This window comes from Bacteroidota bacterium (genome assembly GCA_016706865.1).
Taxonomy (GTDB): Bacteria; Bacteroidota; Bacteroidia; order Chitinophagales; family BACL12; genus UBA7236.
Genome location: JADJIS010000003.1, coordinates 1,225,297 through 1,249,967 on the forward strand (window position 1 = coordinate 1,225,297; position 24,671 = coordinate 1,249,967).

Genomic DNA, 24,671 nt, shown 5'->3' on the forward strand with positions numbered 1-24,671 from the left:
CAGAGGTGCAGGGGGCGCAGAGAAAAAATTTTATCCCTGAAGGGATAAAATAAATTATTATAAAATAAATTATTTGTGTTAATAAAAATTATATATACAATTTATAGTTTACATAATTTTTTTGTGCAACAAAAAAATAACACACCCTACTAACTCTGCTAGCTCTGCCCCTCTGCGACCTCTGCGGGAAACTTTTTTACCCCATTAACACAACACACCCTGCGAGAAACCATTTTAAAAGCCACAAATCTTTGCGGGAAATATTCGAACTTTGAGGAAATAAAATAAACCATGCAAATAACAGTATTAACCGGTGCAGGCATCAGTGCAGAAAGTGGAATACCAACCTTCAGAGGTGCGGGAGGATTATGGGAAGGTTTTAGAGTGGAAGATGTTGCCTCTCCCGAAGGCTGGATGCGCGACCAGAAAATGGTGCTGCAGTTTTATAATGAAAGAAGAAAAGCAGTTAAAAACGCAAATCCAAATAAAGCACATTTTGATCTTGCTGCTTTGCAGGAACATCATCAAGTTCAAATAATAACACAAAATATCGACGACCTCCACGAAAGAGCGGGAAGTAAAAATATTTTGCATTTACACGGCGAAATTTTTAAATCGCGCAGTGTTAAAAATGAAGAGATTATTTTTGATTGTAACGGCGATATAAATTTAGGTGATCTTGCAGCAGACGGCGGACAGCTCCGACCTCATATTGTATGGTTTGGCGAACAGGTTCCTATGCTCGAAAAAGCAATAACGCTAACAGAAAAATCCGATATTTTAGTAATTATAGGAACAAGTATGGTAGTATATCCTGCTGCATCGCTGTTGCATTATGCACCTTATGATATTCCTGTTTATATTATTAATCCGGAAATTCCGGAGATGAATAAAAAAAGTAATTTTCATTTTATTACAAAGAATGCGACGGAAGGGGTTGCTGATTTAATTAGAAATGTATTAAAGTTATAGTCCCCATCCACAGAGTCCGCTGCGCGTGACTCTGTGGGGACACGTTGATTGTGTGGCGGAATTTATGCGGGACATATTAAAATTATAGACGCATCCACAGAGTCCGCCACGAAGCAGAGCTCCTGCGTCGCTCGCTACGTGGTGGACTACTTTGAAAAAAAAATTGTAAATGGAAAATAAACTCAAACACCCTTGGCAAACACTCACTAAAAAAGTGATATACGATAATCCATGGATACATGTGGAAGAACACGATGTAATTAATCCTGCAGGTAAGGAAACCATTTATGGTATTGTGGAATTTAAAAATTATGCAATTGGGATCTTGCCGGTTGATGAAGAGGGTAATATCTGGTTGATAGGGCAAAATCGTTACCCATTTAATTTATTTACCTGGGAAATTCCTGAGGGTGGAGGTAAAAAAGAAGAGGATCCATTGCTGAATGCAAAACGTGAATTGTTGGAAGAGGCAGGACTCACTGCTCAAAAATGGAAATTGATTCAGGAAATTCAGGTTTCGAACTCGGTAACCAATGAAATAGGCTTTATTTTTTTGGCTCAAAATTTAACCGTGGGAGATCCAAATCCCGATGAGGATGAGGATCTAATTATCAAAAAGATCCCTTTTGCGGATGCCTATACCATGGTAGAAAGTGGGGAAATAAAAGATTCGCTCACCGTAATTGCTTTATTGAAAGCTAAAATATTATTGGGTTGGTAACCCAATGTTAACAAATTAATTCGGTTGCGTTTTTCCAAATTTTTTATATATTTGAAAAAAATATATCTATGGAAAATCAAATACTCGATCAATCAGAAGCTTACAGTGATGTAATAAAATACGCCTCCTTTTGGGAAAGAGTAGGTGCATCACTAATTGACTTCCTAATTTTTATTCCCGTTTATGGACTCTCTTATTATAATAGTATGTCCATTAAAAGTTTACCGCTGGCAATTATTCTCAGTTTAGCTTATCTTGTTTATAAAATTTATATGGAAGGTAAATCCGGAGCTACCATCGGAAAACGAGCAATGAAAATAAAAGTGGTTACAGAGGATAATCAACCAATTAATATGGGAACTTCGGCTGTGAGAGCATCACTTTATATTATAAATGGTCTTGTAGGAATAATGACCACCGTGATGCTATTTCAAACCGACGGATTTCAGGATGTAACAGGATTTATGGAAACAAGTCAGTTTCAACAGGAACATCAAAGTAATTTTGCAATAGTTACCACTATATTATTAGTAATCTCTGTGTTGTTTGTTGCCTTCGATAAGAAAAAACAAGCCTTACATGATAAGATCGCAAAAACAATTTGTGTAACGAGATCATAAATTATTTTACTGTAATAATTTCCTCAAAATCTATCCCGTGTTGGAGTTTTAATTCCTCTAACACGGGATTATATATTTCAGGAAAAACAGGAATTACAACTCCCGTTTTATTGATGGATCCATCCAGAATCATTTTAACTGCAATTGCTGCAGGAAGTCCAACGGTTTTCGCCATTGCAGTATGAAGTCCATCTTCCCCAATAACAACCATAGACGATTGAACCGTATAATTTTGATCATTTAAATGGTATTCCATCAGATGCATCATAACACACATATCTTTATCACTATCTTCCAGTTTCCATTTTTCTTCCAGTAACTTTTGCAATACCTGAGCAGGCGTTGCATTTATTTTAGTTTCGGCGGAATTATATATTTTATTATCACTCAATAATCCCAACCATACTAATTTATTTTGAATATCAAGATTATGCGTAATTTTCACATATTCTGCGAGATTTGCTTCCACAGAAAAAGAAGATTTTGGTAAAAATGATTCCGTAAATTCTCTCCAGTTAAAATTTTCTATCCCTTCAATTAAATAGGAATCATCTGTCATTCCCAATTGAACAAAAACATTCCAGGCATCACAAAAACCTCGTTTGCGCAAGGTTCCTCTCACTATAGTTGCAGTATTTTCGAGACCATACACTTTTTTATACGCAAGTGAATCGCGATTCGGATATCCCTCAAACTCCCCATAACCGGGAATTTCCATGATATCATATCTTGAAAATAATTTATGATATGGAATATATTTATAGTGATCGTCCCATAAAAATTTTGCCGTGCCCTGCCCTGCTAAAACAACATTGCGGGGATTCCAGGTAAATTTATAATTCCAGGGATTATTATCTGATTCCGGAGCGATTAATCCGCCGGTATATGATTCAAATGCGGTAATTTTTCCACCTGCCAACAATACGGCATCTATCATTTTTTTTGCACTCATGTGATCTATTCCAGGATCCAATCCAATTTCATGCAACAATATAACACCTGCAGCTTTAGCCGACTCCTCCAATAATTTCATCTCCTCACTTACATAGGATGCACAAACAAAATGTTTTTTAAATTGCACGCAATCTCTGGCTATCTCGATATGAAGAAATGCCGGCAACAAGGAAATAACTATATCTGCCTCCTTTATGGATTGCTCTCGTAATTCTTTATCCTGTGTATCAAAATAAATTCCCCTTCCTCGTGGATGTTTATTTAATTTTTGAATGGCAATTTCAATATCAATATCACCTAATGTTATCATCCAGTTACATTGTGTTGCATTTTGCAGTAAATATTCAATCAACACAGTAGCTGATTTACCGGCACCTAAGATCAATATGTTCTTCATAACTCAGTTACAAAATTAGTATTTTCGTGCTTAATCAAATTGCCCGCTAAAATGAAGAAATTTGAATTGATCAGCATTGTGGAGGAATATAGCTCGTTGGAAGAAATGACGGATAATGATAAACACCTTATTAAATTGGCAACAGATGCTTTGGCAACAGCATATGCTCCTTATTCTCAATTCCAGGTAGGTGCAGCATTATTGTTGGAGGATGGCACTGTGGTTTTAGGCAGTAATCAGGAAAATGCTGCCTATCCATCAGGTTTATGCGCCGAAAGGGTGGCATTTTTTTCTGCTGCGAGTCAATATCCGGGGAAAACAATTACTGCCATCGCGATCACAACTTCTTTCTCCCTCGAAAATCCAATTGCACCCTGTGGAGCATGCCGACAAGTGATGGCGGAATACGAATTAAAACAAAATAAACCCATCAAAATAATTCTCGCACATCCGGGAGAAAAAGTTTATGTGATCAACAGCGTAAGAGAATTATTGCCGCTTTATTTTTCGGGGGAATGGTTGAAAAAATAAGTGAGAAAGACGTTTCAATTTAAATACTATAGCATGTAAAAATATTTTGGAAAAAGTCGAATACCCGCTGATGCATTTTTTTTTAAAATGAATGCATTTAATGTTCTCTGATAACCAGCACTTAAACTTGAAGATATTCCTTCGCTTGAACATTTCTTACATGCCATCCCTAACGGGACTTGCGTTATTTGAGCTTGACTTGTGTTACCGATATGTCGTCCCGATGGGACTTGCGTAATTTGGGTTTTACTGGTGTTACCGATATTTCGTCCCTAACGAGGCTTTTATTTTTCAAAACCTGATGATTTATTGTTTGATTGCTTTTTACGATTTCCAACTAATCTAAAAAAAGTCCCAGAGGGACGGCATGTCGGTAACTTCTAAAAAGGAGAAATCTACAAGTCCTGTAGGGACGGCATATAAAAATGTTTTGGAAAAAGTCGAATACCCGCTGATGCATTTTTTTTTAAAATGAATGCATTTAATGTTCTCTGATAACCAGCACTTAAACTTGAAGATATTCCTTCGCTTGAACATTTCTTACATGTCATCCCTAACGGGACTTGCGTTATTTGAGCTTGACTTGTGTTACCGATATGTCGTCCCGATGGGACTTGCGCAATTTGGGTTTTACTGGTGTTACCGATATTTCGTCCCTAACGGGGCTTTTATTTTTCAAAACCTGATGATTTATTGTTTGATTGCTTTTTACGATTTGCAACTAATTTAAAAAAAGTCCCAGAGGGACGGCATGTCGGTAACTTCTAAAAAAGAAAAATCTACAAGTCCTGTAGGGACGACATAAATAAATGTTTTGGGAAATGTCAAATTTTCAATGATGCAGTATAATTTCAAAAATAGATGGTTGAATATTACTCAAATAACATCATTTAACATGGAAGGTCTTAATCAATATAAACATTTCATTCATTATAAATCTTTTGAAAGATATGAAACCCATTTTCACAAAATTCCAACTCTTTAGAAAACCCATATTTATTATAAAAAAAACTTAATCTTCTGAAATAATCTGAAGGATTTTCATTCAGCGCGAAATTTAGTTTCTCGAGACATAATGGGCAAATGAGCAACGGTTTTTTATCTGATTCCTGGAGTGAATTACTTCCATTTAAAACACAGGCATAGGTTTTACAGTGTTGCATCGATAACATATGTAAAAATTCGTGGGAGGTTGTTCCCATTAATCGCCTCAAACATAAATTAAATGCAGAATCACTTTCCGAAGCATCACCATATCTATAAAATGATGAAACCCCTACCCTTTCCCGGGTATTTGCTTCTCCAAATACAAAATTCCAATCATCATCTGGATAAAGATCAGAAGAGGTTATTGCCATCATTCCCACTGCATCATCTGGCAGGTTTTTTATAAGCAGATCGTGCAAAATATATCCGCTATTCAATTGGCCATTTCGTTTTTTATCAGATGGAATATCATCAATAGAAATACCGGTTTTAATTTTTACAGGGAGATCCAAAACAGCACGCAGATATTCAGCAGTAATATTTATTAAACTTAATTCCACTGAATCAAATTGATCTAATGGCACCAAATAAATAAACTTCCTCAAAGAATCAGGAACCGCAGGAGATGAATTTATATATGCATCAATACTTTGACTGGGTTCCGGATGCTCCGCTATCCAATCTCCGGGTTCCGGTTCAGACAACCGTGTATATAGACTTACAAATAAACTATCCGAATTTGTTTTTTCCTGTAATACCGATCCGGTTTTATTTTTACAGCTTACTGCAAAACATATTCCTAAAAGAAAAACAACAAAATTAAACGACAGTTTATCTTTCAATTTAGGTTAATATAATTTATTTATCCAACACAAATTGTTTTGTTATTAATCCTTCTCCCGATCTTATCAATACCATATAAATACCGGAAGGCTGAGCCGACATATCTATGCGCAAGGTTTCATTTTGTATACGGTCGTGTTTTTCATTGTGAATTATTTTACCTGTAATATCGGCAATACTCAGATCCACATCACTCAAATGCGCCATATCAAGATCAACAAATATTTCATTTTGTGTAGGATTTGGATAAAGATTAACTTCATCTTTTGTAATAAATTCATCATTAATATCATTATAATTCCCAACAGTAAACTGCAAATAAATTAAACCTCCGAAATCAGTTTCAAAACTTTTTATAAAGGAACCATCCATATCCCGTGTGCGGAAAAATCCGCTGCCATCGGAGTTTGCCCACCAACTCAATCCATCTTCACCGTAATCCCATAAATACAATTCATAACATCCCTCTTCCAGGTGCAGTGTATCTTTATAGGTAGAATTATCTTCAAAAGTTGTTCTTTCAAAAATAGTATTTCCATGATGATCATAAACAAAAAGATCATTCTCATGAGAAGCAGTATTTGTTTTTGTTTCTAAATAAAAATCGGAGGGATAAGTTGGAGGAATTGCCATTTTAGAAATAATTGCATTATTAAATGCATATTCATCCGTTCCTCCGTTAGGATTGCTGATTACAACAGAAAATTCAGTTCCTGCATTGGTCCATCCAAAATTAGGTAAGGTTACTTCCTCACTTTCCATAAATGCAAGTTCACCAGTCCAGGTATATTCTGTTTGCACCTGATCTTTAATTCCGAAACTTATATCAAGTGAAGTTAAATTGGTAGAGCCTGTATTTTTAATTACAATAACGGGATTCGTGCATACCGGATTTTTTCTTGAATGCATATCATTATCCGAAGGAGAAATAATTTCTTCCAAAGAAGCATCTAAAATAAAATTTGGAGCACCATATGTTACTAATTGCACTGATGTTACATAGGTTGGAACAGAACCTGCTCCATTCCATGTATAATCTTCAGCATTGTAATCAAAATCATAAGTATTTCCAGGAACAACATCCTGCGTTAATTCATGATCATATGTCCAAACCTCTGCACCGGGGCACCAGTTTGCCCTGTCGTAAACCCAAGTTCCGCCCTGAGGATAAACAGGATTTACATCACAATTATCTCTCCATACTTCTTTATTCCAGACTGAAGCTCCATCAACCGATAAAGTATGTTCGCGTGAACAGAATTCCGCACAATTTGCCGTGCCACCAAAACCATGACCTGTTACACGAATTTTAACTCTGCTGTTTACTGCATCATTAGGAATTGTAATTTCTTTTACCGGGGTCAGATCATTAAATGATGGGGTTAATCCATATCCATAAAACCCAAACCACAAATTAGAAACCGAAATAGGATCGCGTGGTGGTGTTCCCTCAATAAATAATAATTCCATATCCAATAATTCCTGCCAGTTACCTGCATTTAAATGCACAGAGTCGTGCAATAATGGTCTGTAATCACTTACATCATAGGTCCAGGTAAATCCATCACCAAGATCAAGTCCAATTCCGTAAGGTGTGATAAATCTTCCTAATTCGATGGTATTAATTATTTCAAATGGAGCGCTGTAATATTCCAGATCTTCATTATAAATTGTTGATGTTGCTGTAATTAAAACGGAATCCAAAATACTGCCATCAGCATTATAAGTATAGGAATAAAAATCTGAAGGATAAACTAAAACAGTATCTGTTGCAACGGTTGGATCAGAAGGATCGAAATAAATTAAAGTGATAGGATCGGTAGGAATATTATTTATAATTAAAAGAGAATCGGTATGATCAGCAAATTCACCTTGTTCGAATGAAACTGTAGGGCGATAATTATTTGCAGTAATATTTCGGAATAATTTTTCTGCATTGTAATATCTTGTTACTGCTCCAACCATGCCGAGATCGTTACCTGAAACTTCATCGGGCTCCGTTAAACCATCTCCATCATTAAAATGATAATATAATAATAAATTCGCATTGTAAGGATGTAAGGCATCGAGATCTTTGTATAAATAATCATTTATAGTTGCAGCATCCAATTCCACATTCCAGATCGCAAATTCATCCATATTTCCTGCATAAGATTCTGAACCTCCCCAGGCACCTTTTCCCAAACGCAGATTCATAATATCTTCCATTAATTTAACTGTTCCGGTTCCTGAGTGCCATAAAATTCCGTTCTTATATATTTTCATGGAACCTGTAACAGTATTTTTTGTAAAAGCCCAATGCGTCCAGTTTGTTTCAAAATCAGCTGCAACGGAAACTTTATTGATCCTGTCGTATCCTCCATCATTACCGGCATCCCAATATACATTTGTATCACTCCACGGGGTGTGACTATTTAATACTCTCGCTCCACTAATTGTGGTTGCTTCGAATGTAGTTCCATTCTGCGGTTGATAAGCAGCATCTCCCTGACTCCAAAAAGAAACAGTAACCTGTTCACTCAGATCACTTAAAGGATTGCCAATTACATCTGCATAATCGGGATTATAGAATTCGATATATTTATCATAAGATGATGTAGTAAGTGCACTGGTAAAACCGGGATCCTGCGCTCCGGTTAAATATGATAATCCGGTAAAATCATTATTTTGATAGGTAACTTCAATTAAAATATTTGAAACTCCATCCCAATAAAAAGGAGTTAAAAAATCTACCGCTCCATTCCCAATGGAAAATGTTGTAGTTTGATCGTATACAGTTAAGGCAACGCCTGTTTCAAAAATATTAGTACTAAATTCATCACTGATCGTTGTCTTCATTTTTATTTTAAGATGTTGCATTGTATATCCTGCTGATAGAATATCAAAATCCAAACCGGTAATATTTCCTGCAACCATTCCTGCGGCAGTTAATTCTGATGCTCTCCATATAAATTGTGATCTGGAAATAGGATATGCAGTATAAAACGGATAATAGATTGGAGCATCGGAAGTTCCGATAGTATAATTATTCAGTGAAATGGTGTCGTCGTGAACAATAAAATATTCCCAATATGGAACTGTTGTATACGTCTGATCATCAGAAAATGAAAAAGTATCGGGTTCTGCTCCATTTGCAGTAAAAAACGGATGCAATAATAAAGTGCTATCGAGTTCACCGGTGTGTTCGTATAAATAATTATAGGTAAGGTAGTCCCACTCACCACATGCCGGACTTTGTAAAGGATTACATTTTAGGGTATATTTCATGATGATCTTTTCTATGGAAACATCAAGTCCCGGAAGCTCGAACCATGCATCTTGTGGCGACCCAAAGGTGAAGGTTTGCACCTTAATGGTATCACCGGGATCAGCAAAAACACGTGCGGCTGTTAAAATAAAAAGACAAAGCGAAAAAATTATTTTTTTAATGTTCGAAAACATGGTCGTAAGTTTGGTGCAAATATAAGAAAGATGCTTGTTGAGACAGTTTGGTGAACTGTCAAAATAGCATCACAATACTGAAAAAATGATAACTGCGAAAAATATACATAAGTCGTACGGGCCTTTACAAGTGTTAAAAGGTGTGGATCTGCACATAGAAAAGGGTGAATTGGTGAGTATAGTTGGTGCTTCCGGAGCAGGTAAAAGCACTTTACTGCACATAATAGGAACTTTGGATAAACCCGATGCCGGTCAGCTTACCATCAACGAACTATTGATAAATGGCCTCAATGATAAACAATTGGCCTCGTTCAGAAACAAACATATTGGGTTCGTATTTCAGTTTCATCATTTATTACCGGAGTTTACAGCTTTGGAAAATGTATGTATTCCCGGATTTATTGCAAAGAGGAAAGAAAAGGAAGTGGAACAAAAAGCCAAAGAATTTTTAGATTACCTCGGATTAAGCGATCGCCTTCAACATAAACCGAATCAATTATCAGGGGGAGAACAACAACGTGTGGCCGTTGCAAGAGCATTGATCAATCAGCCCTTAGTAATATTAGCCGATGAACCATCAGGAAATCTGGATACTCAAAATGCAAAGGAATTACACAACCTTTTTTTTCAGTTAAGAAAAGAATTTGATCAAACTTTCATAATTGTTACACATAATGATGAGCTGGCTAATATGGCGGATAGGAAATTGGTGATGAAGGATGGAAAAATGGTTGGATAACATACCAATTGAATAATCGAGAAAACGACTTATTGGAAGTTAATTTAGTATAATCAACATTTCACTTTGAAATCATCTTCTCCATGACGTTAACCCATTTGCTAATTTGCTAATCCTTCGCCCGCGAAGGCCGCTAATTTGCTAATTACTACTGTCTCCGGTAAAATAATCCAGTTTATGTTTAAACAATACATTAAAGGTTGTAAGACTTCCATAAATTCGTGTGATGTATTGTTGCATTTCCACCTTTTCAGCGTCGGATAATTTTGGATGGGCGTTGATTTTTTGTTCCATTACGCGGAGTCTATCGCGGAGCATAACTATTTTATGAAAAAAGGTTTCTATCGGAATTTCTTTGGATTGTAATTTTTTATCTGCCGGTTCCAGAATCATTGTTCCGCCATCATATCTATCTGCTATATGGATGATTTCGGTAACATCGCTCCATTCTCTTAAAATTTTGATGAGTGCATCCTCAGCTTCTGAAAAACTCACGGAATATTCGTTTTCCAGGGCTTCGATCACTTCCATATCGTAATCTTTCAGAACACCTTTAATGCCCTTGTTGATAAAACATATATCGTATGCACGTTTATGCACGAAAACAACAACCCCGGCTCCATGATCGGGGTGATTAACTCTAGACCCAACACCTAAAACTTCCATAATTAAAATTTGAGTGCAAGTTATACAGTTTTATAAGCAAAAAAAAGCCCGTCCACCGAAGGTGAACGGGTATAAGCGTTGAACACGACTTCAACACTTCACACATTATAATTTTTCAAAACGGCATACCTTAGGGGGCAAATTGCCGAATTTTACCACAAAGATATACGAACCTTTTTGTAATTGCATTATTTCTAACGAATATGTTCGTGTTCCAGGGGTAACTAATTCTGTTTTTTCCAGCTGAACCTGCATATTCAGATCCAAAATGGAATAGGTCATTTCCATCTCCCTGCTTAGGCTAAAGTTAAAATTCATCACCTTGTCTACGGGATTTGGATAGGAACACACGAAGCCAGTAATAACATCTGTACATGGTTCAGCAAATTCCATATCTGTATAACTTATCTCTCCATTTGTAGAAGTTATCTTCAATCTGTAATATTCAATATTTGCAGATTCATTCGTGTCGGAATAACTAAAATTTATTCCTTCAGCAGCTGTTTCTCCTTGTATTTGAACAGCCAGAGGATTAAAATTGATACCATCTGTTGTTTTTTCGATATCATAAATCCACGCTTTATTTTGAACTGGCACATTCCAATCCATCCAAATTTTACCATCCTCACCACAATAAACATTGAACTCCGGTTTTGCATTTGCAACAGGGATAGAGGAATGCAACAATAATTCAATTTTATTAGCATTAAAATTAAATCCACCCAGATCATCAACTCCATCTCTATCGAAATCTTTCACCATTAATTTGTTACATATGGGCGGAAAATTTTGTGCATCTGCCAAACTAAAATCACCTTCTGCACTGGAAATATTTCGAAAAATTTTTGTTACCTCCTTTGTTGAAACGGCAACATCAAATTTTCCATCCTGATCAAAATCACCAAGTGCAATCCCTTTTGATGAGCCTGCTTCCATAAATTCAATGGAGCCAAAACTTATATTTCCCGACTGTGAGGTATTAGGTAAAATGGAAATATCGGCATTAGGCCAATTAGAGGTAACAATATCGGGTTTAAAATCATTATCCAGATCACCAATGTCCATGGCAAATACTGAACGGCCTTCATTCTGATTTACGGCATTGGCAAAGGAAATAGCACTTGCTCCATAATTAGTCTGGTTTTTTAGAACGGAGATGCCATTATGTGTTCCTGTAATAATATCTGCATTTCCATCACCATCCATATCGGCACATTTAATATCGTGAATGATACCACCGCCGGACAAAGAAATCATACTGTTCAATTTGATCTCCTGCGACTTAACAACTCCGGAATTTTGAAATACATAAACAGTTTCACCGGAAGCCGCCATTAATTCGGGTAAACCATCTCCATTTAAATCGCAAGCAGAAAGTGCTGTAGTTTTTTGAGGAGTTTCTAATTGGAGTGATTCAGAAAAACTCAATTTATTTGTTGAAGATGTATTTCGCAAAATAATAATGGAAGCGTTTTGTGCATTAGAAATTATGATCTCCGGTAAGGCATCACGGTTAAGATCAGATAAATAAAATTCACCGGAAGTACCGCCGGTATAATTAATCTGATAGGGCTTCAAAAACGAAGTTTCAATATTGGGTTTAGCTGTGGAATTGTTGAGGAAAATTTGCACAGTATTGTTGTCGGTAAAACACAATACCAAATCCATTTTCCCATCATTATTCATATCACAGGAACGCATTTCTGATACAATTGCTCCGGTTGTTGTGCTTAATTCCAGATCCTGCCAATTGTTCAAACTGAACTGAGCCTTAGTAATAAAAGGGTTTAAAAGGGTTAAAAGCAGCAACGAACATCGAAAAGATGTTGGTTTAGAGATTGTCGTGTATCGCGTTGTATTCATGCTCAATGTGTTATAAGGCAAATTTCGTACTGTAACCCAAGTGGGCAAAAGGAGATTGTAAACAATTATTAAGTTTCTAAATACGAGTGTAACATAAATAATACAGTATTTAGTTACTTTTACGGATATTTTACTAAGTTTCTATGTCCAAATCGGGTTCTGTATATGAATTGGTATTATCGCTCACAAAAACAGAAAAACGATATTATAAACTGTTCGCTCGTTTGAATAAACAGGACAGTAATCTCCTTAGCTTGTTTGATGCAATAAGTCTAAAGGGATTGATCACGGATATAGAATTAAAGGAGCATTTTGTTTCAAAAACCTTTTTGCAGCATTTAGATGTATATAAAGTGCATCTCAAAGAAAGTATTTTACATAGTATGCGAAGTTTTCACCAGTCGCGAAACATGAATAATATTTTGCACAATCATTTGGCGGATGCAAATTTTTTGTTTGCAAAAGGTTTATACAAACAATGTTATAAATTGATCTTAAGATCAAAGGTTCTGGCTCAGGATAGCGGGAATTACTCTGCACTGCTTGAATTCATTAAATTGGAGAGTGACCTACTAAAGGTAAATGAAAATTTTCAGGACCAAAATAAAAAATTATTACTGCTTTCGGATGAAGAAAATGCGGTTGTGGATAATTTATTAATAGAATCGAAATCAGGATATAAAATAACCAGGGCAGAGTTACTAGTTAAAAAATTCGAAAAATCGGGTGAGGATCTTGATTATGTCGCCCTGATAAACCTTTTTGCAGAAATAGAAATTTCAGAAAAGTATCTTACTCCCCTCTTACGCAGAAAATTATTTTTAATAAAAGCGAAATTTCACAAGATATTATTTCAATATAAGAAAGCCCAACAGTATTTTTTTAAATATTTAACGGCCCTTGAAAACAGTACAATTCTGCTTCGTGAAAATACGGAACAATATATCAAGGTGATGCAAGAGCATATTTCGCTAAGCATCCGTATGACTCAATTTCATGTAGCTTTTCGGAAAAATGAAGAACTGAAAAAGTTACCGGAAATGCTGAATAAAATTCAAAAAAGAAATAACCATTTACTATGCAAAGTGGAAGGATATTACCATCAGAATAAGATCAGTATATATCTCCATTGTGGCGAGATGGAAAAAGCACTAAATAGTATAAAGGAGGCAGAATTATATTTAACACAAAAGAATGCAATAATAAATACAGAAACCAAGGCTGAATTGATCACGTTACAATGTTATTATTATTTCATGATAAACGATCATATAAAATCCAAAGATCATTTTTTTATTCATAAAAATTTGTTAACCCCCATGATTAATAGTGATTTGGTAATTAATATTTATTTGCTTAATTATTTATTGGAATATGTAAAGGGGAATCGAAATTCACGCAGATCTGCATTGCGTTCGTTATATCGCGAACTCTTGAAAGGAAAAAGCTTGTCGCAATTTGAAAATATTTGCATAGATATTTTAAGAAAGTCGGCGATAACAGGCAAAACATCTAAATCGAAAATTGTTTGGGAAAAATTTTTATTAAAGGAATTGCACCAGTTGAAATCCGGACCATTATGGGAAATGAGATCTATCAGATTTGACCTTATTTCCTGGTTAGAAAGCCGGCAAGAGAAACAGCCATTTTTTCAAATCTTACAGGAGAAATATTCATCAATGCTTTCCTAAAACAGGTTGTAAGCCAGGAATTACTTAAATTTGCAATCAATTTAGATTATAGTCGATCATGAGTACCAACGTTGAAGATGTAAGAGTTCAGGAATTTGCCCAGCAGTGTTTAAATGCACTGAGAAGGATCAAACATTCTATGCCTAAAACCTGGAAGGAAACCTTAGCACCTTTTCAGAAAGAAATTAAGGAAGTTGGTGCCGCGCATAATGTGAATGATAGTGCCGCTTTGGAACTTATAATTTCAAAGCTCGAAAAGGAAACAGCACTTAGAGAAAATCTGAGAACTTCGCTTACCTTTTACATGGCTGCTTATTGTGTATTAGCTAAGGTAGCTTAACCATCTGAACAATTTCCTTTTCCTTAAATACATCAGATCCTTTTCATTGCTGTAAGCTTCTCGCTCAAAACAAATATTTCGGTATGCATTATAGTGATCCTTGTATTTTATTCTGTTAAGGAGGTAATTTAATAAATACAATATATAAAATGGTAAAATGGCTAATTCCAGTTGCTGTCGGAGATGAATATGTTCATGATTAATAAAAATCTTATCCTCCAGTAATTCTTTATTATTGATCAATATAAAAGGGAATAGTGTCATCCCATTTACATGCAGTTTTTTGAAGATGATCTTTTGCCAATTGCGCACCTTGTTTTCATTTATCATAAATGCAATTGGATCGATTTTATAGATTATAAGATGACATAATATTAATGTTTTTTTTCAACGAGTCATGATGAATACGCGAAGGTTTTACCGATCCGTTAGTAAGACCCTCTTGAGCGTGAGCCTCACTGACTCCGTGGTTGGATATTGTTGTGGGATGATGCATTAGTGAGACCTTCGCAAGAGCGAAAGCCTCACTCGCTCCGAATTTGAATAGTGTTGTGGGATGATGCATTAGTGAGACCTTCGCTAAGAGCGAAAGCCTCACTTGCTCCGAATTTGAATAGTGTTGTGGGATGATGCATTAGTGAGACCTTCGCTAAGAGCGAAAGCCTCACACGCTCCGACAAAATGATTCATATGTTCAGAATTAAAGATTACGTTAATCACATTAATATCATTATTAGTAAAATCTAAATTATCAAATTTTTTTTTATCCTTTTTCATCCGCCTAATCAGCGTCATCCGCGCCTGTCAGCCTTTTGGCTGGTTCCTCTTCTATTCCACTCTTTGTTTTATCTTGTCCCTTTTCCCTTGTCCTATGTCCAGTCCTGTGTCATGTGTCCAATATCCTGAGTCATTATTTCCCAAACGCCCAGGTTAAAAAGTATGGCATTATTTCGCTCCAGGTTTGCTGATTGTGTTCGCCGCCTTTTATGAGAACAAATTGAATGTCTTTTTTATCGTCGTAACCTTTATTTTTTAATTCCTGAATAAAATCTATGGTGTCATCAATGGAATCAATAAGTCCGTTCTTATTGCGGTCGGCTTGTTCATCGTTGGTTCCACATTCGAACCAAAATTTTAGTCCTTCCTTTTTTTCGGAATTGCGGATCATCTGATGAATAATTCTGTGTTTATCTTCCTTATAACCTCGGTTATAGGCTTTCATCCTCCACCATAAAGAGCCGGAGAACACTCCTACTTTTCCAAAATAATTCGGGAAATTCCAAACGATATCAATTGCACTTAATCCGCCCATGCTCCAGCCGGCAACAACATTTTTATTTTTATCTCTCGAAACGGAATAATTATTTCGGATGTATGGCAACAATTCATTTATCATGAATTCGGAATAAAGTCCTGCCTTGGAACCCCTGTTTTTAAAATCAACCGCCGAACTGCTTCCATATTCCTGCAATCTGTCTTCGTTGGCATGCACTCCAATTACAATAAAAGGAGTAATAATATCCTCCATCAACAGATTATTGATCACCTCATTTAAACCCATAGACGGAATATCCTGACCATCGTTAAGCCACAATACCGGATATGGTTTTTGCTGATAATTTGGTGGTAAAATTATGGTAAGCGCAACATCCCGATTTAAATAAGAGGACCTTATCTTTTCAAATTCAACACTAACCTTCGAGGCGACTTTAAGCTTCATTTAACAAGGCAAATTTAGCGCAAATAAGTATATAAATTTTAGATTAATTCAACATTTAAGTGTGAATTTGATTGTCGGATGGACTGATTTATCGTACCTTTGCCCCTCCTAACATCACTTGATAAAAAAACCTATACCTTGGAGCTAAACGAAGAAAAACACAGCTGGTTATCCCCTGCCCTGGGCATTAATGTGGATATGCTGACTTTTGGGACAAAGGGTTTCCCACTGATATTATTCCCAACATCAATGGGAATGCACAACGAAAACCGCGATTTTAAACTTGTGGAGTCTATAGGTTGGTTCATTGAATCGGGACTTATAAAGGTTTATTGCCCTGATAGCATTGACAAACACAGTTGGTACAATACAGACGCAAACCCCGCCGACAGAGTTAAAAATCAAATGTTGTATGAAAGAATGTTGCTGGAGGAGGTTTACCCTGCCATAAAGGAACAAACCGGTCATCACCGCATAGGAGTTGGTGGTTGCAGTTTCGGTGGATACCATGCATGCAATTTTGCATTCAGAAATCCGGCAATTGTTGCGGCAATGTTTTCTCTCCATGCAAAATTTGATATTAAAACACAGTTGGACGGACACTATAACGACGATGTTTATTTTAATAATCCAGTAGATTATATTGCGGGACTGGAGGATGAAAATATTTGGAAAATGCAAATATTTTTGGGCTCGGCTGAATTTGATATGTGTCTTGATTCTAATTATAAAATGGCTCAGGTGCTTGGACTTAAACAAATTCCGCATACTTTAGAGGTGTTGGAAGGTGAAAAACACGATTGGCCGGCCTGGAGACAACAATTACCAAGATTTTTATCCATGTTGGATTTCGATAAAATTTATAAATAATACGACTGCCTCCCGAAGAGGTATAAATAAAACGAGATGATAAAAAAAATAGGAATTATTCACGGAATGGAAGACTCCTTTCCCACTGCATTTATCGACCGCATCAACAGCAAAAATATTGATGGTATAGTTGCGGAACGCGTATTGATCGACAAAGTTATTCAGGGTGAACCGGGTGAATTTGCCGTTATTCTAGACCGCATTTCACACGATGCACCTTTTTACAGAAGTTATTTAAAAAATTTAGCTATCAGTGGCACTGCAGTGATGAACAATCCATTTTGGTGGAGTGCAGATGAAAAGTTTTTTAATAATGCACTTGCAGTAAAATTGGGAATTCCGGTTCCGAACACTGTTTTATTGCCATCACACGAATTACCTCCGAATACAAAATCGCATTCCTTCCGCAATTTAAAATATCCACTCGATTGGGAAACAATTTTTAAATACATCGGATTTCCTGCATATATGAAACCACATGATGGCGGAGGTTGGAAAGGAGTTTACAAAGTAGATAACATGGAAATGTTTTTTGAAAAATATGCGGAAACAGGAACGGATGTAAATATTTTACAAAGTGAAGTAACCTTCGATTATTATTTCAGATGTTATTGCCTCGGACAAAAATATGTTCACATCATGTATTACGAACCGCGCAATCCTGCACATCTTCGTTATACCTGGAATGGACCGCAAGCTTCGGCTGAATTATTGGAAACAGTGAGAGTTTATACCCTTGCTTTAAATCAGGCATTGGGTTATGATTTTAATACTGTAGAGTGGGCGGTGAAAGACGGAATTCCTTATGCAATTGATTTTTGTAATCCTGCACCCGATGCCGAAAAAGTTTCTGTTGGGGAAGAAAATTTTGAATGGGTTGTGGAACATGCTGCATTAATGGCAATTGAAAGAGCAATGGAACATAAAGAAGGTCAGGATAATTTAAGTTGGGGAACTTATGTGCATCATTCCGTAAATGGTATTGCACATAATCGCGCAACGCAACCAATTTTTAATCCCTCTGTTTCGTCTTAAAAAGAAATAATTTACATGAGTAGTTTATATAAGGATTTTACATTAGGGATAGAAGAGGAATTTCAGATAATTGATCCTGAAACCCGCGACCTTTCACATCGTCGCCACCATATTATTGAGAACGGTGCGAAATACGATGTTGATATTAAAGCGGAGATGCATCAGAGTGTGGTTGAAGTTGCAACCAGTATTTGCAAGGATATGAAAGATGCGCGCAATCAGGTTGTTCAATTGCGAAAAATAATTGCTGAATTAGCCGATCAGGATAAATTAAAAATTGCAGCTGCGGGAACTCATCCTTTTGCATCATGGGAAGAACAATTAATTACAAATCATCCCCGTTATCAGGAAATTGTAAATGAAATGCAGGAAGCTGCACGAAGTAATTTAATTTTCGGATTACATGTGCATATTGGAATGCCATCGAGAGATGTTGCAGTGTATATGATGAATTCGCTGCGTTATTTTTTACCACATATTTTTGCATTGTCAACCAACTCGCCTTTTTGGGAAGGAAGAGATACCGGATTTAAATCGTTTCGCACAAAGGTATTTGATAAATTTCCACGCACGGGTATTCCGGATGTATTTAATGATGCAAGTCACTTCGATAATTTTGTTGCATTGTTGGTAAAAACAAATTGTATCGACAACGGTAAAAAAATATGGTGGGACCTTCGTGTACATCCTTATTTTAATACCATCGAATTCAGAATGTGTGACATACCGTTGCGTGTAGATGAAACACTTGCACTGGCTGCTTTAATGCAGGCAATAACCGCTAAATTATTCAAATTAAGTAAAAGCAATATCGGCTGGCGTAATTATGATCGCGCATTAATTCAGGAAAATAAATGGCGCGCCGCGCGTTACGGAATTGGCGGAAAATTAATTGATTTCGGAAAACAGGAAGAGGTGGATACCAAAGATCTTGTGCTCGAATTTTTAGATTTTGTAGATGATGTTGTTGATGAATTGGGAAGCCGCGAAGAACTCGAAAATATCAAGTGGATGCTGAATAATGGCACCGGTGCCGATCGTCAGTTAAAAACTTATTACGATAATAACAGAGACTTTAATAAGTTGGTGGATTTTATGATAGAAGAGAGTTATGTGGGGTTGTGATTTATTCTAATACATGTGTTTGGGAAGGATTAAAAAATTAATTCTTCACAAACACAACAGATACTTCTCCACTTGCAGTTTGTATTTTTATAATATAGGCCCCACTTGCAAATTTACTTATGTTGATTGTTTGAGTATCTAAAAGTTTTGTATCAGAATAAATAATACTTCCTGTAACATTTACGATCTCTATAGTATAATGTTCGTTACCGGAATATTCGATATATAACATCTCACTCGCCGGATTCGGATAAATATTTAATTGCGATAATAGAATATTATTTGTTTGCAGACCTTCATCATTATATCCATTACAATCATCATCTGCTCCGTTTAATATTTCAGGTGCTCCTGGGTAAATTTCAGGGTTGGTATCATCACAATCGCTGTTATTTTCAACAAAACCTTCAGGCAGGTCGCAGCTGAGTGAATCTACTTCAATATTGCCGTAATCATCAGTATCGGCATCTTCAAACGAATGAATATAGGTTAAATTATCATCCACAATTCCGTCACAATCATCATCAAGATAATTACAAAATTCGGTGGCTCCGGGATAGATCATATTATTTGAATCATTACAATCACTGGAGTCCAAAACATAACCAGCAAATTCCTCAAAACAAGAAATTAAATACACATCCGCATTACCAAATCCATCCCCATCCGCATCAACAAAAAAAGTATAAAAAATTAAACCCTCATCAATATCTATATTACAATTATCATCAATTGCATTGCATATTTCCGTTGCTGCAGCATTTATTAAAATATTGGTATCATCACAATCGGTACTATCCAATACAAAATCACTTAGAGTAAAACAGGAAACAGAATCAATTAATACATCTCCATATCCGTCATCATCTGCATCCATAAACCAATGAAAAGCAGTTGCATCTTCATCTGTTAAACCATTGCAATTGTCGTCAATAGTATTACAAATATCTGTTGCTGTAGGAAAGATCAAATTATTGGTATCATCACAATCACTGCTGTCGGCAACAAAACCTGCAGGTATATTGCATGCAATTGAATCAATATCAATATCTCCGAAACCATCGCCATCGGCATCAGCATAAAAAACCGTATTACAATAGCCGAGTTTTACAATCCAGACGTCACCGCCATAACCAATAGGCCCATGATAACCCGAAACATCAAAATCGTTTCCCGTGGTATATCCCGCAACTACAAGATCGCCATTAGTGGTAGAAATCATGTCATAAGCATGTTCCACTTCAGAACTTCCGAAATTTTTTTGCCATTCCAATACTCCGGTTAAATTCAGTTTAACAACCCAAAAATCAGATGCTCCGTAATTTCCAGTTAGATCCATATTATCTGAGATGGCGTAACCTGCTACCAAATAACCTGAATCCACAATGTTAATAACAACCTCTGATTCTTCTCCATTACTACCACCTAAGGGTAACTGCCATTCTATAGCGCCAACACTATCCAATTTCAGCACCCACCAATCACTCGGCCCTCCGTGAAATCCCGACACGTCACCATTATTTGAATCGGTTTCCCCAGTAACGATGTAACCGCCATCCTGTGTGGGTTTAACCGAGGTGGCAATTTCGTACCCTGTTCCTCCATAATTTTTTTCCCATTCGATATTTCCCAAAGAATCAATTTTGACTATCCAAAAATCTACAGATCCATAATTATCGGATACATCTCCATCAGAGGATTCCGATCTCCCGGCAATTATATATCCCCCTTCAGGCGTTTGGGCGATAGAATTCGCATAATCGTTATTGCTTCCTCCATAACATTTTTGCCACTCGATAATTGCATCTGCGTTTAGCTTTACAATCCAAAAATCATCACCACCATGATTTCCACTAACATCTCCATCATAAGAAAAATCTGTAGATCCTGCCATTATATAACCACCCTCCTGAGTAGTAATAATACATTTTCCTGATTCATCACCACTGCCTCCATAAGACCTATCCCATAAAAATTCTCCTGTTTGCGAAAATTTTACCAGCCAAAAGTCCTGGCTACCCATTGGATCCGAAACATCTCCATCAGAAGATGAAGTTTGACCAAGCATTAAATAACCACTGTCAATAGAAATAATGCCGGATTCACCAAATTCAAAGGAAGAGCCTCCAACTGACTTTTGCCATTCAATATTAAGGTTAGAATCAATCTTTATTACCCAATAATCCCCAAATTCACTTGCTTCGGTAACATCTCCGTCTATACCTGAAGAGCCACCAAATATGATAAAACCGCTATCCGGAGTCTGTTTAATTTCTTTAGCGCTTTCACCAAACATACCGCCAAAACACTTCTGCCAAATAATATCCGGAGCCTGTGCAAAGCTATAGAATCCTGCAAAAGGGCCAAATAACAATAAGGATAACAGATTTTTCATGACAATATTAAATCGTATAATTAACTAAAGTTAGTTAATTTTTAATTTATTGCATTTCATGCTTTTACATTAAATAATTTCGGCGATTCGATTCTTTGAATGTGCAACTGCCATGAAATGGGCTACACTACTCAATAAAAAACCGCATATAAAAATTCATACGCGGTTTTTTATTTAAATTAATTTCTACCTATTGCACAACAAGTTGTTGTTTCCATTTCTGATCACCGATCTGTAATTCCACAATATATATCCCTGCAGCAATTGAATTATTTAAAGATACTTCCTGATAAACTGCTCCCGACATAACAGGAGTGTTTTGTGTAAAAATTTCCGCCCCAAGCATGTTCTTAATGCTTATTCTGCCTTCACCAAAAAATTCGGAATTACTGGTAAATTCCAGAGTGAAATTATCTGTTGCAGGATTTGGGAATAATAATAATTCAGTCTCATTTAAATATGGAATTTCTACCTGATCTTCTTTAAATGTTTGAATTACGAGAAAATTTTTGGAGGTGGATGCACAGCCATTTACATCAACTACGGTGCATTTATGATTTCCTGCTAATCCGGCATTAAATTTATTACTTGTTGCTCCCCATATAATTGCATCATTATAATACCATTGATATGTTTGTCCGATCACCTTTTTTACCGAAAGTTTTACCGGGTTATTTATAGTAAGATTATTACTAAGTGAACTGTTTTTTACTTTTGGTTTTTTAACTACAAATTCGGTGATAGCAGTTGGAAGTGAAGTGGTGATACAACCCGCAGGCGCAGTAAATTTCACGGAGTAATCTCCACTATTGGTTGCATTATAGGTATAGCTGGTTGCACCGTCAATAGATATCCCATTTAAGTACCATTGTGCGGTAAATCCTGAAATTACAGGACTTGCTGTTAACGTTTGAGAACCACCTGCACAAAAGAAAACAGAATCAGATGGAGTAACAATTGGTATTACAACAAAATCATCCATAACAGTATCACAATTGTTATCTATACCATCACAATAATCTATTTGAGAAGGATTGATAAATGCATTTGCATCATTACAATCGGTTGAGTCTAGCACATATCCGGGTATGGGATATAAATTGACTATCATACTATCAATATTACCATAACTATCTTCATCCATATCCTGATACCAGTTCTTTAATGAAATTCCATCATCAATTAATCCATTACAATCCTGGTCAATGCTATCTTCAATTTCGTAGGCACCTATTAAAGCGCAATCGCGGGTATCGATAAGGAAGGTATCGTTAACAGCAATTAACATACTATCCAAAACATTTCTAAAATAATTGATAAGCTCCTGATATTCCGGATTAAGTATTTGATTTGTTTGTTGAAATGGATCCGAAGAAAAATCGTAAAATTCTTCTTCATAACAATTGCATTTCGCTCTTGTGTAGAGGTGATCGAAACTTCTTATTCCTCTTATGTCGGGTACATCAAAACCCGTATCTCCCGGATCATCATCTCCACCAAATTCATATCGCGCAAATTTTCTTAAGGTATCAGGCTCTGCAATAAGTCTCAATGAATGCCCTTCAAAACCAAAAGTATCTTCAACACCTATAAGATCGATTAAAGTTGACGGTATATCGATCAATTCTACCAGATCATTATCCATAACTATAGAATCATTGAACCATGGTTTATATCTTACGAACAACGGAACATGAATGGATTCTTCAATAGGTAAAACTTTTGCCCGCATTGCATGTTCACCCGCTATATATCCATTATCACTTGTATATAAATATAAGGTGCTGTCGGTGATATCTAAGGAATCGGTATAATTGAACAACTCTCCTACCACATCATCAATACCTTTCAACACTTCAAATCTATCTATCAGGAATTCAACGGTTTTTATGGAATCTTTGGTCCAATTGCTCGTTGCTTCATAATAATATTCAGGGTATAGAGAAGTATATGGCTGAGCTGCTATCGGATAGTTTACATCCAAGCCTTCATATAAAGTCAAATATTCATTTTGAGGAGTATTAGGCGGATGGGGTCCGAAAGGGAAAAAGAAAATAGCGAAGGGTTGATCACTGTGAGCCTCAATGGAGTCGAAAAAACCATTTATAAAATAACTGAGAACATCGGTATTATGTGAATAGTAAAAAGTAGGTATGCCGTTCAAATTATAAGTAGTTAATTCGTAGTCATCTTCCGTTGTGTTTATAAAAAAGTCGAACTCATGAGGTTGCCCGAATCCCTGACCATATTTACCAAAAAAGCCTGTGTAATAGCCCTGATCATGCAAGATCTGACCAATTTTTGCCAAAGAATCGGTGAATGCATAATTGTTATTCTCCGCCTTGTGCTGATGAGCGTATAATCCTGTATAAATGCTCGCCCGGCTTGGTCCGCACATGGAAGTAGGTGCATATGTCCGGGTAAAATTTACCCCTTCATTTGCGATCCTTTCGATATTAGGGGCTTCAAACCAATCAGGAGCACCGGTTGGTCGGTATTCATCATACCTGCCATCATCCACCATTATAAAGATAATGTTGGGTTTATCTGCCTCAGGACTTTGGGCAAAACAATACGGTGAACTCATCGAAAGTATTGCTGTTACTATCGATAAGAAACTTAAGCGTGTGTGTGTCATTATAAATTTAGTTCGCGTTGTTCGTTCCGGCAACAATTATGCATTGTGTACCAATACAAAGATATTATTTAAATTAGGTTAGGTAATGAACTATCCACATTTGTTACTCATTACATACTCATG

The 24,671-nt window shown here is 36.3% G+C and carries 19 protein-coding genes; 10 read left to right on the forward strand and 9 right to left on the reverse strand.

Annotated features, from left to right (window positions below):
• Positions 1–291 precede the first annotated feature (291 nt).
• From IPI31_14655 to IPI31_14665, 3 genes are all read left to right on the forward strand, one after another.
• Positions 292–972 carry an NAD-dependent deacylase gene (locus IPI31_14655; protein MBK7569057.1) on the forward strand — a complete coding sequence of 227 codons (681 nt, stop codon included), beginning with the start codon at positions 292–294 and terminating at the stop codon, positions 970–972.
• 169 nt (positions 973–1,141) lie between these two features.
• Positions 1,142–1,693: an NUDIX hydrolase gene (locus tag IPI31_14660; GenBank protein ID MBK7569058.1), complete on the forward strand. Its 552-nt coding sequence runs from the start codon at positions 1,142–1,144 to the stop codon at positions 1,691–1,693.
• Between the two features lie 68 nt (positions 1,694–1,761).
• The gene (locus tag IPI31_14665) at positions 1,762–2,313 is read left to right on the forward strand and encodes an RDD family protein (GenBank protein MBK7569059.1); all 552 of its coding nucleotides are present in this window, start codon (positions 1,762–1,764) and stop codon (positions 2,311–2,313) included.
• Position 2,314: 1 nt separating this feature from the next.
• Here IPI31_14665 and IPI31_14670 read toward each other — a convergent pair whose 3' ends face one another.
• A complete protein-coding gene (locus IPI31_14670) occupies positions 2,315–3,664 on the reverse strand; it encodes a saccharopine dehydrogenase NADP-binding domain-containing protein (GenBank protein ID MBK7569060.1) in 1,350 nt (449 codons plus the stop codon).
• 51 nt (positions 3,665–3,715) lie between these two features.
• On the opposite strand from IPI31_14670, the gene cdd reads away from it, so the two are divergent.
• Positions 3,716–4,195, forward strand: a complete 480-nt coding sequence (gene cdd / locus IPI31_14675; GenBank protein MBK7569061.1) for a cytidine deaminase — start codon at positions 3,716–3,718, stop codon at positions 4,193–4,195.
• A 923-nt stretch (positions 4,196–5,118) separates the two neighbouring features.
• Here cdd and IPI31_14680 read toward each other — a convergent pair.
• Both IPI31_14680 and IPI31_14685 read right to left on the reverse strand, forming a co-directional pair.
• On the reverse strand, positions 5,119–6,024 hold the full coding sequence (locus IPI31_14680; protein ID MBK7569062.1) for a hypothetical protein: 906 nt from the start codon (positions 6,022–6,024) through the stop codon (positions 5,119–5,121).
• A 16-nt stretch (positions 6,025–6,040) separates the two neighbouring features.
• Complete coding sequence (locus tag IPI31_14685; protein ID MBK7569063.1) at positions 6,041–9,466, reverse strand: T9SS type A sorting domain-containing protein; 3,426 nt, start codon at positions 9,464–9,466, stop codon at positions 6,041–6,043.
• Between the two features lie 85 nt (positions 9,467–9,551).
• Here IPI31_14685 and IPI31_14690 point away from each other — a divergent pair, with 85 nt between their 5' ends.
• Positions 9,552–10,205, forward strand: a complete 654-nt coding sequence (locus IPI31_14690) for an ABC transporter ATP-binding protein (GenBank protein MBK7569064.1) — start codon at positions 9,552–9,554, stop codon at positions 10,203–10,205.
• 141 nt (positions 10,206–10,346) lie between these two features.
• Here IPI31_14690 and IPI31_14695 read toward each other — a convergent pair whose 3' ends face one another.
• On the reverse strand, positions 10,347–10,871 hold the full coding sequence (locus IPI31_14695) for a hypothetical protein (GenBank protein MBK7569065.1): 525 nt from the start codon (positions 10,869–10,871) through the stop codon (positions 10,347–10,349).
• Between the two features lie 105 nt (positions 10,872–10,976).
• Positions 10,977–12,734, reverse strand: a complete 1,758-nt coding sequence (locus tag IPI31_14700; protein MBK7569066.1) for a VCBS repeat-containing protein — start codon at positions 12,732–12,734, stop codon at positions 10,977–10,979.
• A gap of 143 nt (positions 12,735–12,877) precedes the next feature.
• Here IPI31_14700 and IPI31_14705 point away from each other — a divergent pair, with 143 nt between their 5' ends.
• Both IPI31_14705 and IPI31_14710 read left to right on the forward strand, forming a co-directional pair.
• The gene (locus IPI31_14705; GenBank protein MBK7569067.1) at positions 12,878–14,425 is read left to right on the forward strand and encodes a hypothetical protein; all 1,548 of its coding nucleotides are present in this window, start codon (positions 12,878–12,880) and stop codon (positions 14,423–14,425) included.
• A 58-nt stretch (positions 14,426–14,483) separates the two neighbouring features.
• Positions 14,484–14,765 carry a hypothetical protein gene (locus IPI31_14710; GenBank protein ID MBK7569068.1) on the forward strand — a complete coding sequence of 94 codons (282 nt, stop codon included), beginning with the start codon at positions 14,484–14,486 and terminating at the stop codon, positions 14,763–14,765.
• Here IPI31_14710 and IPI31_14715 read toward each other — a convergent pair.
• Together IPI31_14715 and IPI31_14720 are read right to left on the reverse strand one after the other, a co-directional pair.
• Positions 14,748–15,029, reverse strand: a complete 282-nt coding sequence (locus tag IPI31_14715; protein ID MBK7569069.1) for a hypothetical protein — start codon at positions 15,027–15,029, stop codon at positions 14,748–14,750. The genes IPI31_14710 and IPI31_14715 overlap by 18 nt on opposite strands.
• A gap of 646 nt (positions 15,030–15,675) precedes the next feature.
• On the reverse strand, positions 15,676–16,485 hold the full coding sequence (locus tag IPI31_14720) for an esterase family protein (GenBank protein ID MBK7569070.1): 810 nt from the start codon (positions 16,483–16,485) through the stop codon (positions 15,676–15,678).
• Positions 16,486–16,683: 198 nt separating this feature from the next.
• Between IPI31_14720 and IPI31_14725 the strand changes: the two genes are divergently transcribed.
• From IPI31_14725 to IPI31_14735, 3 genes are read left to right on the forward strand one after another with little or no spacing between them, the layout of a single operon-like run.
• Positions 16,684–17,355 carry an esterase gene (locus IPI31_14725; GenBank protein MBK7569071.1) on the forward strand — a complete coding sequence of 224 codons (672 nt, stop codon included), beginning with the start codon at positions 16,684–16,686 and terminating at the stop codon, positions 17,353–17,355.
• Between the two features lie 36 nt (positions 17,356–17,391).
• Positions 17,392–18,390 carry a hypothetical protein gene (locus tag IPI31_14730; GenBank protein ID MBK7569072.1) on the forward strand — a complete coding sequence of 333 codons (999 nt, stop codon included), beginning with the start codon at positions 17,392–17,394 and terminating at the stop codon, positions 18,388–18,390.
• Between the two features lie 15 nt (positions 18,391–18,405).
• Positions 18,406–19,515, forward strand: coding sequence for a carboxylate-amine ligase (locus IPI31_14735; GenBank protein ID MBK7569073.1), 1,110 nt, complete (start codon positions 18,406–18,408; stop codon positions 19,513–19,515).
• A gap of 37 nt (positions 19,516–19,552) precedes the next feature.
• Here IPI31_14735 and IPI31_14740 read toward each other — a convergent pair whose 3' ends face one another.
• Entirely contained in the window at positions 19,553–21,910 is a 2,358-nt protein-coding gene (locus IPI31_14740) for a T9SS type A sorting domain-containing protein (GenBank protein ID MBK7569074.1), read from the reverse strand.
• A 190-nt stretch (positions 21,911–22,100) separates the two neighbouring features.
• Positions 22,101–24,548, reverse strand: coding sequence for a sulfatase-like hydrolase/transferase (locus IPI31_14745; GenBank protein MBK7569075.1), 2,448 nt, complete (start codon positions 24,546–24,548; stop codon positions 22,101–22,103).
• Positions 24,549–24,671: the final 123 nt, after the last annotated feature.

Excerpts from the sequence above, each read along its gene's own strand:
- IPI31_14655 (MBK7569057.1), top strand. The coding sequence starts at position 292 with ATGCAAATAACAGTATTAACCGGTGCAGGCATCAGTGCAGAAAGTGGA.
- IPI31_14660 (MBK7569058.1), top strand. The coding sequence starts at position 1,142 with ATGGAAAATAAACTCAAACACCCTTGGCAAACACTCACTAAAAAAGTG.
- IPI31_14665 (MBK7569059.1), top strand. The coding sequence starts at position 1,762 with ATGGAAAATCAAATACTCGATCAATCAGAAGCTTACAGTGATGTAATA.
- IPI31_14670 (MBK7569060.1), bottom strand. The coding sequence starts at position 3,664 with ATGAAGAACATATTGATCTTAGGTGCCGGTAAATCAGCTACTGTGTTG.
- cdd (MBK7569061.1), top strand. The coding sequence starts at position 3,716 with ATGAAGAAATTTGAATTGATCAGCATTGTGGAGGAATATAGCTCGTTG.
- IPI31_14685 (MBK7569063.1), bottom strand. The coding sequence starts at position 9,466 with ATGTTTTCGAACATTAAAAAAATAATTTTTTCGCTTTGTCTTTTTATT.
- IPI31_14690 (MBK7569064.1), top strand. The coding sequence starts at position 9,552 with ATGATAACTGCGAAAAATATACATAAGTCGTACGGGCCTTTACAAGTG.
- IPI31_14695 (MBK7569065.1), bottom strand. The coding sequence starts at position 10,871 with ATGGAAGTTTTAGGTGTTGGGTCTAGAGTTAATCACCCCGATCATGGA.
- IPI31_14700 (MBK7569066.1), bottom strand. The coding sequence starts at position 12,734 with ATGAATACAACGCGATACACGACAATCTCTAAACCAACATCTTTTCGA.
- IPI31_14705 (MBK7569067.1), top strand. The coding sequence starts at position 12,878 with ATGTCCAAATCGGGTTCTGTATATGAATTGGTATTATCGCTCACAAAA.
- IPI31_14710 (MBK7569068.1), top strand. The coding sequence starts at position 14,484 with ATGAGTACCAACGTTGAAGATGTAAGAGTTCAGGAATTTGCCCAGCAG.
- IPI31_14715 (MBK7569069.1), bottom strand. The coding sequence starts at position 15,029 with ATGACACTATTCCCTTTTATATTGATCAATAATAAAGAATTACTGGAG.
- IPI31_14720 (MBK7569070.1), bottom strand. The coding sequence starts at position 16,485 with ATGAAGCTTAAAGTCGCCTCGAAGGTTAGTGTTGAATTTGAAAAGATA.
- IPI31_14725 (MBK7569071.1), top strand. The coding sequence starts at position 16,684 with ATGCTGACTTTTGGGACAAAGGGTTTCCCACTGATATTATTCCCAACA.
- IPI31_14730 (MBK7569072.1), top strand. The coding sequence starts at position 17,392 with ATGATAAAAAAAATAGGAATTATTCACGGAATGGAAGACTCCTTTCCC.
- IPI31_14735 (MBK7569073.1), top strand. The coding sequence starts at position 18,406 with ATGAGTAGTTTATATAAGGATTTTACATTAGGGATAGAAGAGGAATTT.
- IPI31_14740 (MBK7569074.1), bottom strand. The coding sequence starts at position 21,910 with ATGAAAAATCTGTTATCCTTATTGTTATTTGGCCCTTTTGCAGGATTC.
- IPI31_14745 (MBK7569075.1), bottom strand. The coding sequence starts at position 24,548 with ATGACACACACACGCTTAAGTTTCTTATCGATAGTAACAGCAATACTT.